Source organism: Olleya sp. ITB9 (assembly GCF_001315805.1).
In the GTDB taxonomy this organism is placed as follows: domain Bacteria; phylum Bacteroidota; class Bacteroidia; order Flavobacteriales; family Flavobacteriaceae; genus Olleya; species Olleya sediminilitoris.
Genome location: NZ_BCBW01000025.1, coordinates 110,722 through 129,634, shown reverse-complemented (window position 1 = coordinate 129,634; position 18,913 = coordinate 110,722). Strand labels below are relative to the sequence as shown.

The window sequence follows — 18,913 nt, the reverse complement described above, 5'->3', positions numbered from 1 at the left end:
ATTTAATTGAATTATTTTTGCCGAAATATTTAACCATGAAACAAACAACAAATACCATATTAATGATTCGTCCTGTTAATTTCAGAATGAATGAAGAAACTGCTGTAAATAATTATTTTCAAGAAGAAATTGATTTAAAAAATGCAGAAATAAACGAAAAGGCTACTTTAGAATTTGATGCTTTTGTAGAAAAGCTTAAAGCTGTAGGAGTTAATGTTATTGTTGAAAATGATGATAAAGCATTGAATACTCCAGACTCAGTTTTTCCTAATAATTGGGTGAGTTTTCATGAAAATGGAGATGTAGCAATGTATCCAATGTTTGCAGAAAACAGAAGACGTGAAAGACGCGAAGCTATTTTTTTAAGATTAGAAAAAGAAGGTTTTAAAATTAAAGATATTATAGATTATACTTCAGCTGAAGAAGAAGGTTATTTTCTTGAAGGTACAGGAAGTATTTTATTAGATCGTGTTAATAGTATTGCTTATTGCGCTTTATCACCTCGTGCTGATGAGGAATTGTTTATTGAGTTTTGTGAAGATTTTGAATACACACCTGTCGTTTTTACAGCAAATCAAACGGTAGATGGTAAACGTTTGCCTATTTATCATACTAATGTTATGATGTGTTTAGCAGAAACTTTTGCTGTGATATGTTTAGAAACAATTGATAATAAAAAGGAACGTAAGCAAGTTGTTTCTAATTTAGAAAAAACAGGAAAAAAAGTGATAACCATTACTGAAAAACAAATGCATCAATTTGCTGGCAATATGTTACAAGTAAGAGGTCAAGATGATGCTTTGTATTTGGTTATGAGTCAAGCTGCTCATGATAGCCTATCTAAATCACAAAAAGACTTGATTGAGGCACATTGCCCAATATTATCTAGTGCACTAACGACTATTGAGACTTGTGGAGGTGGAAGTGCTCGCTGTATGATGGCTGAGGTGTTTCTTCCAAAGGCTTAGTTAAATTATTAACTAGATTATTAGTTTTATTCTTAGGGAGTTCTATATAAAAAGTACTCCCTAAATTTAAAGTACTTTCTACCCATATTCTACCTTGGTTTAATTCTACTAACTCTCTACAAATAGTTAAACCTAAACCAGTACCTTTTTCTTTATTAGTTCCTCTAGTAGAAAACGTATTATTTCCAAATAGTTTCTCTTGATTTTCTTTGCTAATACCAACACCTGTATCAGATATACTTAAAATAGATTTATCGCTATTAATTTGATTTGAAATAGATATACTGTCGCCATGATTACAAAATTTAACTGCATTGGCTAAAAGGTTTTGTATAACAATTTCTACCATACTTCTGTCTGCAAAAACAAAATCACATAAAGTATTATCTAATAATGTGATGCCTTTAGATTCAAGTTTTTGATCCATTAGTTTTACTTTTTCAAGGAATACTTCTTTAATGTCAAATAAAGACGGTTCTGGCTCTAAAGATTGCATTTGAGACTTAGACCAATTTAATAAATTAAATAAAAGTAATGAGGCGTTGTTGGCGTTTTCGCTTAATTCAGGAAGCAAGGTTTGAAATTCGTCTTGAGATAATTGTCCTTCTTTTAATAAATCAATAAACCCCTTTGTAGAAGTTAAAGTATCTTTTAAATCATGAGATACAATTGAAAATAGTTTATCCTTTACTTTATTAATGTTTTCTAGATGTTTACTTTGTTCTAAAATAGCCTCATTTTGTAATTCTATTTTCTTGTTTTGTGCCTCAAGTTGTTTCGTATATTTTAAGCGATTTTTTCGCTTTACAAATAGCAATACAAAAAAGGTTAGTACTACAGCAAATGCAGCTAGAAGTGCATAAAAGATAAGTTTAAACTTGTCAAATTTCTTTCTGCTAATAGAATTATTACTTAATTCAGAAGGTTGCGATAAAGCATTGACTTCTATCATAGCTTCTTCAATAGTGTCAACTTCTTTTATAGGATCTTTATCAATTTTTTTAGAGTCTATTTTTTCTTTAAGTCTATAGTATTCACCTTGCCAAACAAAGGCATTATCAAACTTACCGTTAGTAGAATCTAATGTTTTCATTAGCTGGTAATTACGCAAAAGTTCTTGGTCGTTATGTGTAACTCGACTTAAATTAGAAGCTTCAAGTAATTGTGCTTCAGCAGTCCTTAAACGGTTTTGTTTTAAGTTTAATTCTCCAAGACTATTTAAGGCAATTAAAATTTCGTTTTTATTATCTAAACGTCTATTAATGTTTATTGATTCAGCTAGATATCTGGTTGCAGTACGGTAATCGTTATTTTTCAGATATGCGTTACCAAGATGAGGTAATATTAGTGCGCGCAAATTGTGGTCTTTAGAGCTAGCATAACCTAAAGCACTCTCAAAATAGTTAATGGCTAGATTATATTTTTCTTTTTTTAGATATAAGTAGCCTAATTCTTTATTAGTTTCAATTAAGCCAGCGATGCTGTTTGATTTTTTATCTACATTTAGTTTTTTAATATTGAAAGCAATTGCCTTTTCTGTGTTTCCAGCAGTATCGTAAGCTTTGGCAAGACTTTGATAATTTTTTGACAAATCATCATATAGTTCACGTTTTTCTAACTCGCTAATAGCAGCTAATGCATGAGCTAATCCGTCTTTGTAATTTCCATTTTTAATCTCAATTATTCCAAGATTACTATCTATTTGTGCAACAGATATTGAGTCTTCAATATTAGAGAAAAGTACTTTAGCGGTTTTAAAATAATCTATTGCTTTATGTATGTTTCCTTCTTGGGTATGGATTTTAGCTTTGTATAAAATGATATTTGCAAGTCCTTTTTTGTAGTCAATATCTTTTGCAAGCTTTTCACTTTCGTTAACAAATTTCAATGCTTTGCTATATTGTTTGTCTTCAAATAAGTGTTTTATAATATTCAGAGAAGTGTTAACTTTAATCGAATCTGGATTTTGATAAGCTAACTGTATAGTTAAGCGCTCTAGCTCTTCATCTTGAGAAAAACCAAAGGTTAAATTACATAATAAAAATAGGACAAGTAGTCTCTTCATTTAAAAATTTAACTGTACATAAAACGTGACAAATTGCGAATGTCTCAAAATAAACTTTAAAATTTTATGTACTTTCTAAGTTAATTAAATTAAAAGAAGAAAATAGAGGGATTTTCCTTCAAAGCATAAAAGTCAATATTAATAAGTTTAAAACATAATTTTTAAGAGGTAATACCAAAAAATTAGACTAACGGTAAGATTTGTTTTCTTCATGTAATGTAACTGTTTTAAAGTGTTTTAAATACAGGTCATATAACGGTTAGTTAATCTAATATAAAGCCTATCAAAAAATAACAATTTCTTGCAAGAAATACTATATTTGCCTTTTCAAAAAAGTACAATTCATGAGTCTTCAAAACACATTAGAGCAACACATTAAACAAGCGGTTAATACCATTTATAATGCTAATTTAGAAACGGTCGAGTTTCAAGCAACTAGAAAAGAATTTGCTGGAGATATTACAGTAGTCGTGTTTCCTATGTTACGTGTTGTAAAAGGTAATCCAGTCCAAATTGGTCAAGCTATTGGTGAGTATTTAGTCCAAAATGTAGAGCAAGTTGAGGCTTTTAATGTCGTAAAAGGCTTTTTAAATCTTGAAATCTCAGCTTCCTATTTTGTGGATTTTTTCAATACTATAAAACAAAATGTAAATTATGGTTTTGTTGACGCTTCCGCGGAAAATAAAGCTGTTATGGTTGAATACTCTTCACCTAATACAAACAAACCCTTACACTTAGGACATATTAGAAATAACTTATTGGGTTATAGTGTTTCTGAAATTTTGAAAGCTTCAGGTAAAAAAGTTTACAAAACGCAAATTATTAATGATAGAGGTATACATATTTGTAAAAGTATGTTGGCTTGGAAGCGTTTTGGAAACAATGAAACACCAGAGTCTACAGGATTAAAAGGAGATAAATTAGTAGGTAATTACTATGTCAAATTTGATCAAGAATATAAAAAAGAAATAGCAGCTTTAGTAGCCAAAGGAAAAACAGAAGAGGATGCTAAAAAGGAAGCACCTATTTTAACTGAAGCTCAGCAAATGCTTCAAAAATGGGAAGCAGGAGATAAAGAAGTAGTTGCCCTTTGGGAAACAATGAATGGTTGGGTTTATGATGGTTTCAATACGACTTACAAAAACCTTGGTGTTGATTTTGATAACTTATACTATGAAAGTCAAACGTATCTTTTAGGTAAAGAGTTTATTGCAGAAGGTTTAAAATCTGGTGTATTCTTTAAAAAAGAAGATGGATCTGTTTGGTGTGATTTGACAGATGATGGTCTTGACGAGAAAATAGTGCTTCGTTCTGATGGGACAGCAGTTTATATGACTCAAGATATTGGTACAGCTATACAACGTGTAAAAGATTATCCTGATGTTGGAGGTATGGTTTATACTGTTGGTAATGAGCAAGAATACCATTTTCAAGTATTGTTTTTAATTATTAAAAAACTTGGATTTGATTGGGCTAAAAACTTATTTCATTTAAGCTACGGAATGGTAGATTTACCTTCAGGTAAAATGAAGAGTAGAGAAGGTACTGTTGTTGATGCAGATGATTTAATTGTTGAAATGGCTGATACAGCTCAAACCATATCTGAAGATTTAGGCAAATTAGATGGTTATACAGATCAGGAAAAAGCAGAACTATATAAAACAATAGGTTTAGGCGCTTTAAAATATTATATACTAAAAGTAGATCCTAAAAAACGTATTTTGTTTGACCCAAAAGAGTCTATAGACTTTCAAGGTAATACAGGTCCTTTTATACAATATACTTATGCTAGAATACAATCTATTTTACGCAAAGCTAATGAAGATACTAGTGTAACACTTAAGTCTAGTGATGTTGCTTTAGAAGATAAAGAACGAGACTTAATTAAACAATTACAGTTGTTTCCAGAAGTAATACAACTTGCAGCTAATAACCACAGTCCTGCTTTAATAGCTAATTATACTTATGATTTAGTAAAAGCTTTCAATAGTTTTTACCAAAACGTATCAATATTAGGTGCAGAAACACAAAATGAAATTGTATTTAGAGTACAGTTATCTCAAGCTGTAGCTAATACTATTAAAAATGCTTTTAACCTATTAGGAATTGACGTGCCAGAGCGTATGTAGTTACTCTTATTTAGAATATGATATTAAAAACGCTTTCAAGAAATTGAAAGCGTTTATTTATTAATAGATCTACTAATTGCTTCTCTATTTTGAGCTCAAAGCCATATTGGCAAGCCAAAACTGAATAATAAAGCTTCCCCAAAAAACAATAAAAGCAAGCGTTATTTTATTAGCTCTATCATTTTTTGTTAAAGTTTTGTAGTGTTTGCTAATGTCCCATTTAACAATGCCTTTTTTAGCCATTTTTGAGGCTAAATAATATACTGGTGTAATAAATATAAATCCACCAATAACTAAAACTGCTAAGTTTTTAGAGTTACTTAATATTAAAGATAAAGCTAGTATTAGATATAAACCAGTAGCTATAAATGTAAAAGGAAATGAAAAAAATAATATAGTGGATGGAATAATTTTTTCTGGCATTTTTTTATTTACGAGCCATTTTGAAGTACAATAAAATGCTAATAATAATTTTTGAAATATTTGTTTGAACATTAATTTTTAAAATTTGGAGGTAGTTTTATGTTAGGAGCAACATAGGTGTTGTCAATTTTTACGTCATTAAATATTGGAGTTGTTTTTTTAGGAAAATGCTTTATAGGTTTGTTGTTCCAAAGGTCAGAATCACTTCCAAAAGTATTATCAATTCCTTCGCTAATATTAAAAGCATAATCTAAAATACCATATATAGCTAAACCAACAACTACTGCAGGAGCACCAACTGCTGTTGCAGCTATACCTACCACTAAAAGGGTTCCGTCAACGTAAGTGTGTGGTTTAATTTCTGTATCATTAATATAGGCATCACCAACTTCATATATAATTGTACCTGCAGATAGATAAGGTCCAACTTTTGCTACTTTTCCTGCTTTTTTCATAACCTTTTCAGCTCCATGAAATATTTTACCTGCTTTTGCTGGTTTGCCTACGCTTTTTGCAACTTTTGAAATCTTGTAAGCATAATGTCTTTTAAATTCTTTTGGTGTTCTGCTGTACAATTCTGCAAGATCACCTAAACCACTAATGTTTTTTTTAGTTGTTCCGTAAACTTGAGAAGCTAATAACATCCAATCATATTCTTCTTTAGACACATAATCATTTTGTAGTTCTAAATGTATTGGATCAGCTTCTAAAAGTTGTTGGTTTTGTTGGTAAGATTGTAAACTTTCGGTTGAGGTAAACGTAGCATAATCGCTACCATTACTTACAGTTACAGTAAAAGCTCTACTACCACCTAAAGTGGTTGTTCTAAAATCTACACATGCCGTATTTGGTACCAATATCCACTTGTCACCAACAAAGACTTCTTTGTGTGTCATTGAGCTAGTAGAATACCTAATATAATTATTAAAATTAGGAGGCTCTTGGTTTTGAGTTTGTTCTCGAGCAATATCGTCTAAAATTTGAGAAATTTCTTTGTTATGTGCGTTTAAAGACGACTCTAGATAACTACCAAAACTGCGGTTGTTTTGATTGTATACAGATGTTCCCATTTTACATTGCCAAGCAAAGTCTACTTCTTGCTGTAGTACTATTTGTAATGCTTTTAATTTTTCATTTAACATTGTATAATAAGTTATTTAGTAAAACAATTTAAATCATTCGGTATACAAACATAACATTATTTATTTTTAAATGCTATAGGTGTTTTTTGGTTTGTTTGTTGTAACTTATTGAAATACAGTTGTTGGTTTGTTTCTTTTATTAAATAAAGATATTGTGTAAATAGTATTAAAAATTAACGCGTAGACTTACGTTTGGCGTTAGGCCTAAAGACAGGTTGTTAACCTCAATAGTATTGTTGCTATTCTCAGGATCTACTTGATAATATCTATTAATTACATTGTCTTCATTACTTAAGTTACGTACACCTGCTTTTAGACTAATATTAGTTGTGTTGTTAAAATCATAGGTATAACCTAAAGAGGCATCTAAACGTAAAAAATCGTCTACATTTTGGATATTGGGTTGGTCATAATTGACATAATAATTGTTGTTAATTTCAATTGTTGGGTTAGCTTCAAGAGGTTTTGTGTATGGTTGTCCAGAATGCCAAATACCACCTAATGATAATTCTAAGTTTTTTATTATAGAATAATTTATAGCCAAAGAGATAGAGTGTCTAATGTCTACATTATTAGGAAAAACACTAGGTGTAAAGCTTTCAAAAGTATAATTGTTAATACTATAAGTGTAACTTAACCATGTGCTAAATTTATCAGTAGTTTTATTTGCTAAAAACTCTATGCCTTTTGCAGTGTAACTTCCTGTGGCACTCAGATATTGAAAATTATTATAAAAACCTTGATTGCTAGCTGTAATCCCATCAACCGTTTTGTAAAATCCATTAATATCAATATTTAAATTATGTTTACTATAATCAACACCAAATGATGCTTGTTTACTAGTAGATATTGGTATGGTATTATTGTCTGCTAATATCCAGCGTCTATTTTCAACGCCTAAAAAATCATCCTGAAAATCTACAATTTGTGTTGCAGACTGATTTTTAAATTCTCCTTCTAATTTTAAAGCCCATTGATTAGATAGTTTTTGTCTTGCAGTAATACGAGGTTCTATTAATAACTTATCAAATTTCTGAAAATAATTTCCGCGTAGTCCAATCCTTAAAAAGGTATTGTCTTTATGGTATTCTATTTGTGTAAACAATGCATGGTTTAACAGAACATCTTTTTTTGTACGTGAATAAGAAGGGGCAGTTACAGTAGTTTCATTTAATATACCAATCTCGTTAAACTGATAACCATTTAAAAAATTTAAAAACGGAGTAAAACTATAGTTGGTTTTAACCTGTATACTGGTTTCTAATACTTCATTAGCTTGTGTTAAACGTTGCTCTGTTTGGACTCTTAAATCTGAAGCATCTACTGTATATCTAGAGTAGTTACTAGATACGTCTGTGCTAAAGTTTTTTGTCCATTGTGCTTTCCAATGTCCACCATAGCCTAAATTGTCTTGAGCTAAATTACTGGTTTTTGACGTGGTTGTATTATCGCTATCAGTAATAGTTTCGGCATAATCTAAATTGTTATTAATACCAATAATATTAGCTCTAAAACGATGTTTTTTGTTTAAGTCAAAAAGTAGTTTTGCAGTAAAATCATAAAAGACAAAATCAGAAGAAGTTGTGCTGTTTTCAATATTAGAATTGATATTTATATCACTATCCTGAAAACTTCTTTCAAAATAATTATCATAAGTAGGTGTGCTAATCACATCAGTGATAGAACGTCTTCCTGAAACATGCAATGCTAGTTTTTTACTAACAGGAATTTCTAAAAAGGCATCTGCACTAATTAAATTTACACCAGCTCCTCCAGAAAAAGTATCTTCAATTTTATCTTTAGTATACATGCTAATGGTACTTGAAACACCGTCACTGTATTGACTGCTGGTTCCGTTTTTAGTCACAATAACTTTGTTAGTTAAGTTTGGGTTATAAGCAGATATTAACCCAAAAAAGTGACCAGAATGATACATTTTTATACCATCCCAAAGGATTAAATTTTGGTCATTTGTTCCTCCTCTTACATTAATGTTGGCAATACTTTCGTTAACACTTTCAACGCCTGGTAAAGCTTGTATGGACTGTAAAATATCAGGTTCGATTAAACCTGGTAAATTCCCGAATTCTTCTGTGTTTAACACAATACTACCATCTATAAATTTTTGTAAACCTGTAGTTAAGTATTTAGTAATTAAAACTTCGGTTAACATTTGGTTGTCCTCTGTAAGTGTAATTGTTGGACAAGATTGTTGATTGTTAAATAATGTTTTAGCAGAAATTTTTAACGTTTGATAACCTAAATAAGAAATAGAAAGTGTCGCTTTAAGCGGAATTTCGGTCAAGTTAAATTCACCATTATAATTCGTGCTTGTACCTTGATACGTATTATCAATAATAACTGAAGCGCCAATCAGCGCTTCATTGGTTTCTTCCGAAACTAAAGTACCACAAATAGAAATTGTTTTTTCTAACACAGAAACGGTAATATACCGACTATCTATTGTTTTAAAATTTAGTAAGGTATTAGCGTTTAAGTGTTGTAACGTTTGTTCTAAATTTAATTCCCTTTCCGGTTGAGGTATGTTGATGTTTGCAACATCGTCTACAGCATAACTAAATTTTACATCAAATTGCTCTTGAATACTTATTAAGTAATCAGCTAAAGGCAAGCTTTTACTTTGACCAAAACTAATAACAATCCAAAACATTAAACAGTAGGTTAGCCAGTTATTGCCCTTCATATTTATATAAGATAACAGTCGTATTATTAATTTTATAGCTTAATTTTAAAGGTATAGTTATGGCTTGCAACGCAGTGTTTAAGTTGCTGTGTGTAAAGGTACCTGTAAATAATTGTGTTGTATCAATAGCCTCAGCATTAATAGTTACATCATATTGACGTTGTACTTCTGCAATGACTTGTTGTAAGCTAATGTTAGTAAAAGTACTTTCGGCTTTAAGCCAACTAGGAGATGTTGCTTTTGTGTTATCTATTAATTCTATATTATCATTAACAACCTTAAAACCTTTACCTTTTGATAGTTTAATAGTTTTGTTATTATGTGTTACACTAACCAATCCTTCAAAACATACGACTTCAAAATAGTTGTCACGCTCCTTAACATTAAACTGTGTACCTAAAACTTGTACTAAACCTGCAGAAGTATTAACGGTAAATTTTTGTCCTTTTTCAACTTTAAAAAAGGCTTCACCATCTAATGTTAAATCGCGTTTATCATCCCAAGTTTTTGAGTTATAAGATAAGCTAGATTGTGCATTTAATATTACCTCAGAGTTATCAGGTAATTTAAATGTTTGAGTTTGGGCAACTGTTGTTTCAAAATTTTTGGTGTTATTAAAAAAGGCAAAGTATGAGATGCCAAGCATAACAATAAGCATTGCTGCTACCTTAAAAAAGGTTTTAAAGTTTAAGCTAATAACTTTAGCTTCGGTTTTAGTTAATGGACGTTGCTTAAAAGCATTTAACGCTTGTTGTGCATCTACTTTTGGAGCCTCCATTTGTGAGCTATAATGCTTAATTTTTTCTAAAGTTTTAAAATCTTCAGACTGTTTTAAAGCATCAAGTTCTGGTTTGGTTAATTGGTCATCAAACCATTTTAATATGTCGTTTTCTTTTTTCATTGGTATAAGTCCTTCAATCTTAAGACAATTAAGTCTAGTTTTACCCTACTTATTAAATATTTTTTATGTGCTGCTTTAATGTTTTTAAGGCACCAGACATTCGTTTTTCTACTGCTTTTTGTGATATACCAAGTAGTTCTGCTATTTCACGATATTTTTTTCCGTCAATTCTATTTAATAAAAAGACTTCGCGCTGACCGTCTGTTAATAAAGCAATGGCTTGTTGTAACTTGGTTTTAAATTCTTCTTCCTCTAATAAATATTCAGGACTTTGATTATCTCTATCTAAATATGGAGCAGCTTTTGCATAATCCATGACTACTTTATTATGTTTTATAGTATTTAAAAACATATTATTAATGGAGGTAAATAAATAGGTTTTGGCTTTACTAAATTCAATTTTAGCACAATGTTCCCAAATCTTAGAAAACGCATCTTGTACTAAATCTAAAGCTTTAGCATTGTCACCACATTTATAATAAGCAAAGTTGCTAGCTTTTTGCACGTGCTTTAAATAAAAGTCGCTAAAAAACTGGTCCTCACAAAGGTTGTTTTGTCTGTCTGTCATATATCATTTATAGTATTAAAGACAATAATTAAAAATAATTGAAACCAAAAGTAGGGTAAAAAAACTTTGGGTTGTCTTAAGTACATATTAGCCCAAAGATATAAAAATATGAATACCGAAAAAGTTAGTACAATAATAGAAGTCATACTTACAGTAGTACTAATATCAAGCTTTGCAACTATAATTTACACAATAAATCAATTAATTAAAATTTTAGGGTAGGGTAAAATAAAAATCAGTTGTCTTACCTATAGAAAGGCGAAAAAATAGCTTTAAAAAGAAAAATCAAAAAGTATTAAACTACAATTAACAAAAAGAAAAATTAAATTTACAAACCATTAAAAATTATGAAAAACTTAAAATTAATTACAGCACTTTGTCTATTAGCCATCTTTTCATTTACATCTTGTCAAGATGAAATTGATAATGAAAATGGAGACAATCCAAATACAAACACAGCTAACTCACAAACAGCAAGTAACCTTGAGCGTGCTTCTGCTTATGATGGATCATTTGATGACTTTTTAGATGGCGTATCTTGTTCTTCTATTATATTGCCAGTTACAGCAACTGTTAATGGGACTCAGGTAAGTATTATTAGTCAGTCAGATTACCAACAAGTTATTGATATTTTAGCTCAATTTAATAACGATAATGACACAGTAGTATTACAATTCCCGTTTGCAGTAACATTAAGTAATTATACTGAAGTCGTTATAGCTAGCCAGTCTGATTATGACGAAATCATGAATGTTTGTGAAACGTTAGAAGACGCTGGTGAAGACGCTATTTCTTGTATTGACTTTAACTTTCCAATTACAATATTGACTTACAGTTTAGATTTTGAACAAACAGGAAGTGTCGTTGTTGAAACCGAACAACAATTATATACGTACATAAACAGTATAGGAGACGATCAGTTGTTTTCTGTTAACTATCCAATTACAGCAACGGTTGAAGGAGATACATCTCAAACCATATCTATTAATAGTGACGCACAATTACAAGCAGAAATCTCTGATTGTTTAGGTATAGAATCAATCGAAGAGCAAGCTCAAAATGATGCGGATGAGGTTGAAATGATTTTAGTAGATGGTGTTTTTGAAGTGCAGTCTATTATTGAAGCAGGAGTTGATACAGCTGTAGACTTTGCAGAATTCACAATTGATTTTGCCAATGATTTATCAGTTGTAGCCCAAAATGTTGTTAATACAACAATACAAGATGTTCAAGGTACATACGAAGTAACATCACAAACAGAAGTATACGTAAATCTAACGTTTAGTAATAACACAACGTTTAATATTTTAAATCAAAACTGGGTTGTTACAAATTATAGTAGTACATCAATATCATTACAAAGTACAACCAATGCAGCACTAACCTTAGTGTTAACACAAATATAGATAAGTAAATTAAGTGGTTATTAGTTTGTTTAACTTTGCTGTCTCTAAACTTAGAGGCAGCAATTTTAAAATAAGTAAAAAGAAAAATAGTAATATGAAAAAAGTAATGTTTTTAGTTCTGGTTTTGGGTCTGATCTGGTCTTGTAGCAGTGATGATGCTCAAACCGAAACGTTTGACACACCAGAACAAGCCAATCAATTAGCAGTTGGTACCTCTGCAAACGATTTATTATCAGACAATACTTTTACCAGTTTAGTAGTCGAGTTAGTATATGTTGAGGGTTTTGAACCATCACAAACAGCAGTTAATAATTTTGTGTCTTTTTTAGAAGACAGAACATTTAAACCTGACGGAATTACGGTACAAAAAAGAGCTATTTCAACAACAAATCAATCCCCTTACACTAATCAAGAAATTATAGCAATAGAAGATGCCAACCGTACCTTATTTAACAATGATAACCAAATAACAGTTTGGGCATTTTTTGCAGATGGAGAATCTGCAAGTAATACAGATGAAGGTGTTGTATTAGGTACAGCCTATCGCAATACATCATTTGTGATATATCAAGAAACTATTCAAGAGTTAACGTCTGGTACCCTAAGTAATACACGTCCAATTTTAGAAACAACTGTAATAACGCATGAGTTTGGACATATACTTGGACTAACAAATTTAGGCTCAGATTTGCAGTCCGATCACGAAGATTTAGATCATCCTAAACATTGTGATGTCGAGTCATGCTTAATGTATTGGCAAGCCGAATCTGGAAGTAATGTTATGGATATGATTTCTGGAGGCAGTGCACCACAATTAGATGCACAATGTATTGCAGACTTGCAAGCCAATGGTGGAAAATAATTACTAATTATCATTTACAAATAATAACTTAAAATTTAATATTATGAAAAAGCAATATGTAGCAATAGCACTATTTTTTAGTGCATTATTTATAGGTCAAGCACAAGATAATGACTTGAAAAGTAAATCAAACGGAGGATTAAAAGCAGGTTATAATTTAGCTTCAGTACAATATGATGGAGAAGCAGAAACGGGTCAACGTAGTGGTTTTCATGTTGGTTTGTATGGAGAATCTTATTTTACTGAGTTTGCTGCTATACAAATTGAAGTAATGTATTCACAACAAGGTTATGAAATTGAAACAGATGCAGGTATATTCACTCAAAAACTTAATTATATTAATTTACCTTTATTACTAAAATTATATCCTGTCAGCACGTTTTATTTAGAAGCTGGACCGCAAATAGGTTATGCTATTTCTCATAAAGAAACTTATGATGCAAACTTTAATTTATTTGATACCTCACAAGAGTTTGAACCAAATAAATTTGATTACGGAGTTAATTTTGGGGCAGGTTTTAAAACAGAATCTGGTGTTACTCTTGGCGCACGTTACCATTTAGGGTTAGGAGATGTATATGATGAAGGAGAACCTAAAAACAGAGTTTGGCAATTCTCGGTTGGATTTGCTTTTTAACACAACCATATTCCCTTCATAAAAAAAAACGCTCTCAATATTTTGAGAGCGTTTTTTTATATAAACTTGATATAGTCAATTTCAATGTTAAATTCACCTACTTCTTTATCGCTAATAATTAAGGTAATATTAAAAACAATTTTTAATGCCACATAAAAACCCTTACATGTTTCATGTTTTTTTGTACTTGAAAGTTGTTTTCAGACTTTAAAATTAACTAATTATGTATTGTTAGTTTAATTATGTAATCAGTTTTTATGGATTATAAGAATAATGATAATTAACGCGATTATATTTCTGAATAAACAGAATTTTACTAATTAATTATGATTACCTCAATATTTTGGTAAAATTCGTCAATATTCTATGTGTAAATGTTAAATTAATAAAAGTTATTAACTCGAAAACGTTGTAGTTGTTTTAATAATAAATTTAGGGTTGAAAAATTACTATATTATTGATAATTAACCAATAAAATAAAAATATGACAACCAAAACTTATTTTAAAACATTCAAATTAGGACGTTTTTCACTTAAAACGTATTGCTTAATTTTTGCTTTTCTCCACAGCTTTCTTTTAACAGCACAGCGGGAAAATGATGATCGTGTAATGCTTCAAGGTTTCTATTGGGAATCTGCAGCAAATAATCCAAATAACTGGTATAATATTGTTAATAATTTGTCCCAAGAAATATCAGATATAGGTATCGATATGATATGGCTTCCACCTCCAAGTGATGCAGGTTCACTTGAGGGTTATTTACCAAGAGAACTTAATAATTTTGAAAATAATTATGGGAGTTTACAAGCGCATTTAGATTTATTAAATGCACTAAATTCTAAAGGAATAGAACCAATTGCAGACATTGTAATAAATCACCGAGTAGGTTCAACCAATTATGTAGACTTTACAAATCCAGAATGGGGAACAGATGCTATTACCTCTAATGATGAAGTATGGAGTGTTCCAGAGTATTTTAATACTAACCCAAGAGGTAGTTATGATACAGGAACGTCGTATGAAGCAGCAAGAGATATTGATCATACAAAAACATATGTTCAAAACAGTATTATCAATTTTTTAAATAATTTAAAGAATATAGGTTATAAAGGATGGCGATACGATTTTGTTCATGGTTTTGATAATTATTATTATACATTGTATAATGGAGCTACTAACCCAACTTTTTCGGTTGGAGAAAATTACAACTCTAGTAAGCAAGTAATTCAAGATTGGATTGATGGTACTGGATCAACTGCTTTTGATTTTCCAACTTATTTTACTTTAAAATCTGTAATAAGAGACAACAATTATTCTTATTTAGCAAATAATGGTGAAGCCTCTGGAGGAATAGGATGGGATCCTAGAAACAATACAACGTTTGTTGAAAATCATGACACACCAAGATATGATACACCAAACAATGTATTAAATAGTGGCAATGTTGTACAAACTTATGCTTACCTGTTAACACATCCTGGTGTACCATGTATTTATTGGCCACATTTATTTGATTGGGGAAATGCGGTAAAAGGAGAGATTAGTGATTTAATTACTATTCGAAAAAATGCAGGTATACATAGTCAGAGTAATGTAACAATTAATACTGCCCAAAACGGTCTTTATGCAGCTATTGTAAATGGAAATAATTATGATGTTGCAATGAAAATAGGACCTAATGACTGGTCTCCATCTGGATCTAATTGGACTCTAATTGCTTCTGGAAATAATTATGCAGTTTGGACTAATAATGACGGTACAACAGATAATGATAACGATACAAGTACTTTTAAGGTTTATACACAAGATTATGCTACTATTTATAGTTGGGATGATAACTTAAATGCAACTAATGGAGCTTGGCCTGGAACAACACTAAATAATGAAGGGAATGGTTGGTTTTCTGCAACAGTGATAGGAAACTGTTCAAACCTTATTTTTAGTAATAATGGAGGGAATCAAACAGATGATTTATTTACTTGTTCAAACATGCCTTACTATTATGACAATTCATGGCATGCCTCTCCTCCAAATACAACTTCAGAGAGCTTCAAAATTTATGTAAAAGATTATACTCATGTTTATACATGGAATAATAATCAAGAAGCCACTAGCGGAGAATGGCCTGGAACAGAATTAAATGAGGCTAATAATGGTTACAAAACTATAACAATAGATCAAGATTGCTCAAATATTATTTTTAGTTATAACGGAAATAATCAAACAGTAAATTTAAGCACGTGCTCAAATATGCCTTATTACTATGATAATGCATGGCACAGTACTCCGACAGATATGCGATTAAGCACTAATGAAAAATCTACAGTAAATGATTTTGTATTATATCCTAATCCATTGAAAGATAAGGTGTTTTTTGATGTAAATATCAAAGACGCTAAGGGGACAGTTTCAGTTAAAATTATAAATTTTAAAGGCGTATCAACTAATGTGTATTCTAACACACTTAATAAAGGAAAGCATACTATTACATTTAATAGAGATGATTTAAAGTTAGCTAACGGACTTTATTTTTTAAGAGTTGCTGTAAACGGTAAAATCATTAATAAAAAGATTAGTTTAGAGTAATTTAAATTTGTTTTTTTAGAAATTAAGAGCTACCAATAAGGTAGCTCTTTTTATAATCACTTAAATAGTATAAATGTTATAATCTGAGATTCATTTGTTTTTTTAATAAATCTTAGTTGGTTTTACCTTTTAACCAAATATATTTATATAAACTTGATATAGTCAATTTCAATGTTAAATTCACCTTCTTTTTTATCGCTAATAATTAAAACAATATTAAAAACGTCTTTTAAAGCCTCGGTTGGCATATTGTTGCCAATTATCTCACTAATTTTATAATGTTTAAATTCGGATAATGGTACTTCAATGGTTTCCCAATCTTTAGTCTTTGGACTAAAAATATGTTTGTAATAAGGTATGTAATATTGTTGACTACTTTTTAAAGACAATCCAAAATCACGATTGGTATTATCACTCTTATAACGGATTATCATGATTTTACAATTGTTTAAAGCACCTTCGTCTATTAAAGTGCGTACACTAGCAAAACCACCATTGTTTTCAAGGCTAACATTTCCTGTAAACAATAGGCTGTCATCTTTTAGATTTATTTCAGAGGTGGATAATCCACCCATTACTTCATCATTAACTATTCGCCAAGATGCTCCAGTTTTATCTTTTCCAAAATCTATTGTTAATCCAGTTGCTGAGGTCATAAATATAGTCGCTATTAGTATTAAGTCTTTCATAGCTAAATATACAACATTCAAAAAATACTTTTTATAAAGTATTGTTAATTGGTGACTCGTTTTTAGATTTAAAAATCAATAGTCAATATTATTTCATTTTACATAAATCCATTATTTTTGTTGAAATGCAAAACACCATTTCTCACTACATTCCAGAAGCAGCAGTTCCAAAAGTTTTACAACTTTTAGCACATGACCATTTGGTAGTAAAAGTTAAAAAAGAACGTAAAACGAGACATGGCGATTATAGAAGATTACCAAATGGGAAACATCAAATTACTGTTAATGGAAATTTAAATAAGTATCGTTTTTTAATTACTTTAATTCATGAAATAGCACATTTAGAAGCTTTTTCTAAATTTGGACGACATATTAAACCTCATGGAGCAGAGTGGAAGCGTACCTTTCAGCATTTAATGTTACCTTTTATAAATCCTGATGTTTTCCCAGACAACTTGCTTCCGCATTTAGCAAAACACTTTAAAAACCCAAAGGCATCTAGCGATACAGATGTGCAACTCGCCTTAGCTTTAAAACAATTGGACGCTCCAAATAATAAAAGTTTTATATTTGAAGTACCTTTGCATCAAACCTTTAAAATACACAATGGTCGTGTGTTTAAAAAAGGAGTAAAGCGACGTACTCGTCATGAGTGTGTTGAGGTTAAAACAGGTAAAGTTTATTTGTTTAATGCCAATGCAGAAGTAGATATAATCAATAATTAAAAATACACATAATACACCAAGACATGCAAAATAAAAATTATTATGCCATTTTAATGGCTGGAGGAGTAGGCTCTAGATTTTGGCCAGTAAGTACATCTGAGTTTCCTAAGCAATTTCATGATATGTTAGGTACTGGAGATACTTTAATTCAAAAAACGTTTAGTCGTTTAAGTACCTTAATTCCTAAAGAAAACATTTTTATTTTAACCAACGAGAAGTACAATGACTTAGTCTTGGAGCAACTTCCAGAAGTTAAGCAACGTCAAGTGGTTTTAGAGCCAGCAATGCGTAATACAGCACCTTGTATCTTATACGCAAGTCTTAAAATACAAAAAGAAAATCCTGACGCAGTCATGATTGTTGCACCAAGTGACCATTGGATTGAGGACGAAAGTGCATTTACTGAAAACGTAAAACAAGCGTTTGAGTATTGTCAAGATAATGATGCCTTAATAACCTTAGGGATCAAGCCAACGTTTCCAAATACAGGATATGGTTATATCGAGTGTGGTAACGCTTCCGCTGAAAATATTAGCGACGTGGTTCAGTTTCGCGAAAAGCCAGATTATGAAACCGCTAAGCAATTTTTAGATCAAGGAAACTTTTTATGGAATGCAGGAATATTTATGTGGAGTGCAACCAGTGTAGTAAAAGCATTTCAAGATAAACAACCAGAATTATTTGAGCTGTTTAAAAACGGTTTGTCAACTTATAATACAGAGTTTGAAGACGATTTTATAAGAGATAATTACGCTAAAGCGGAAAACATCTCAGTAGATTATGCTATTATGGAATCTTCAACAAACGTATACGTAATACCAGCAACTTTTGATTGGAATGACTTAGGTACTTGGGGAAGTTTGTATGATAAATTAGATAAAGATAATGACAATAATGCTGTTGTTAATGCAAAAACTTTAACAGAAGATGCGTCTGGAAACATGATACGTACTAAATCTGATAAAGTGGTGGTGGTTGATGGATTACAAGATTATATAATTGTTGATAAAGACGAAGTTTTACTTATCTTTCCAAAGTCTAAAGAACAAGATATTAAAAAAGTCCTTCAAAAGGTTAAAGACCAATATGGAGAACATTATGGATAGG

15 protein-coding genes are annotated in these 18,913 nt (G+C 30.6%); 8 read left to right on the top strand and 7 right to left on the bottom strand.

The genetic code is table 11. The features are described 5' to 3' along the window. Positions 1–35 precede the first annotated feature (35 nt). Entirely contained in the window at positions 36–968 is a 933-nt protein-coding gene (gene ctlX / locus ITB9_RS07340; RefSeq protein WP_054851721.1) for a citrulline utilization hydrolase CtlX, read from the top strand. Here ctlX and ITB9_RS07335 read toward each other — a convergent pair. Next, entirely contained in the window at positions 901–3,033 is a 2,133-nt protein-coding gene (locus tag ITB9_RS07335; RefSeq protein ID WP_082396107.1) for a tetratricopeptide repeat-containing sensor histidine kinase, read from the bottom strand. The genes ctlX and ITB9_RS07335 overlap by 68 nt on opposite strands. A 344-nt stretch (positions 3,034–3,377) precedes the next feature. On the opposite strand from ITB9_RS07335, the gene argS reads away from it, so the two are divergent. Next, complete coding sequence (gene argS, locus ITB9_RS07330; RefSeq protein ID WP_054851720.1) at positions 3,378–5,162, top strand: arginine--tRNA ligase; 1,785 nt, start codon at positions 3,378–3,380, stop codon at positions 5,160–5,162. Positions 5,163–5,246: 84 nt separating this feature from the next. On the opposite strand, the gene ITB9_RS07325 is transcribed toward argS, so the two are convergent. The 5 genes from ITB9_RS07325 to ITB9_RS07305 all read right to left on the bottom strand — a co-directional run bounded on the left by ITB9_RS07325 (position 5,247) and on the right by ITB9_RS07305 (position 10,900). Then, on the bottom strand, positions 5,247–5,585 hold the full coding sequence (locus tag ITB9_RS07325) for a hypothetical protein (RefSeq protein ID WP_054851719.1): 339 nt from the start codon (positions 5,583–5,585) through the stop codon (positions 5,247–5,249). 71 nt (positions 5,586–5,656) lie between these two features. Beyond that, a complete protein-coding gene (locus ITB9_RS07320; RefSeq protein WP_054851718.1) occupies positions 5,657–6,727 on the bottom strand; it encodes a hypothetical protein in 1,071 nt (356 codons plus the stop codon). A 166-nt stretch (positions 6,728–6,893) separates the two neighbouring features. Beyond that, complete coding sequence (locus ITB9_RS07315; RefSeq protein WP_261975581.1) at positions 6,894–9,398, bottom strand: TonB-dependent receptor; 2,505 nt, start codon at positions 9,396–9,398, stop codon at positions 6,894–6,896. 19 nt (positions 9,399–9,417) lie between these two features. Further along, positions 9,418–10,332 carry a FecR family protein gene (locus ITB9_RS07310; protein WP_054851716.1) on the bottom strand — a complete coding sequence of 305 codons (915 nt, stop codon included), beginning with the start codon at positions 10,330–10,332 and terminating at the stop codon, positions 9,418–9,420. A 52-nt stretch (positions 10,333–10,384) separates the two neighbouring features. After that, entirely contained in the window at positions 10,385–10,900 is a 516-nt protein-coding gene (locus ITB9_RS07305) for an RNA polymerase sigma factor (protein ID WP_054851715.1), read from the bottom strand. Between the two features lie 347 nt (positions 10,901–11,247). Between ITB9_RS07305 and ITB9_RS07300 the strand changes: the two genes are divergently transcribed. The 4 genes from ITB9_RS07300 (at position 11,248) to ITB9_RS07285 (ending at position 16,392) form a co-directional block, all read left to right on the top strand. Next, complete coding sequence (locus ITB9_RS07300) at positions 11,248–12,306, top strand: hypothetical protein (RefSeq protein ID WP_054851714.1); 1,059 nt, start codon at positions 11,248–11,250, stop codon at positions 12,304–12,306. A gap of 94 nt (positions 12,307–12,400) precedes the next feature. After that, a complete protein-coding gene (locus ITB9_RS07295) occupies positions 12,401–13,168 on the top strand; it encodes a hypothetical protein (protein ID WP_054851713.1) in 768 nt (255 codons plus the stop codon). A gap of 43 nt (positions 13,169–13,211) precedes the next feature. After that, positions 13,212–13,805, top strand: coding sequence for a porin family protein (locus ITB9_RS07290; RefSeq protein ID WP_054851712.1), 594 nt, complete (start codon positions 13,212–13,214; stop codon positions 13,803–13,805). A gap of 484 nt (positions 13,806–14,289) precedes the next feature. After that, positions 14,290–16,392: a glucan 1,4-alpha-maltotetraohydrolase domain-containing protein gene (locus ITB9_RS07285; protein WP_054851711.1), complete on the top strand. Its 2,103-nt coding sequence runs from the start codon at positions 14,290–14,292 to the stop codon at positions 16,390–16,392. 143 nt (positions 16,393–16,535) lie between these two features. On the opposite strand, the gene ITB9_RS07280 is transcribed toward ITB9_RS07285, so the two are convergent. Next, a complete protein-coding gene (locus tag ITB9_RS07280) occupies positions 16,536–17,081 on the bottom strand; it encodes a CIA30 family protein (protein ID WP_082396104.1) in 546 nt (181 codons plus the stop codon). 125 nt (positions 17,082–17,206) lie between these two features. Here ITB9_RS07280 and ITB9_RS07275 point away from each other — a divergent pair, with 125 nt between their 5' ends. Further along, positions 17,207–17,806 carry a SprT-like domain-containing protein gene (locus tag ITB9_RS07275; protein ID WP_054851738.1) on the top strand — a complete coding sequence of 200 codons (600 nt, stop codon included), beginning with the start codon at positions 17,207–17,209 and terminating at the stop codon, positions 17,804–17,806. Between the two features lie 23 nt (positions 17,807–17,829). Then, positions 17,830–18,912: a mannose-1-phosphate guanylyltransferase gene (locus tag ITB9_RS07270; protein ID WP_054851709.1), complete on the top strand. Its 1,083-nt coding sequence runs from the start codon at positions 17,830–17,832 to the stop codon at positions 18,910–18,912. Position 18,913: the final 1 nt, after the last annotated feature.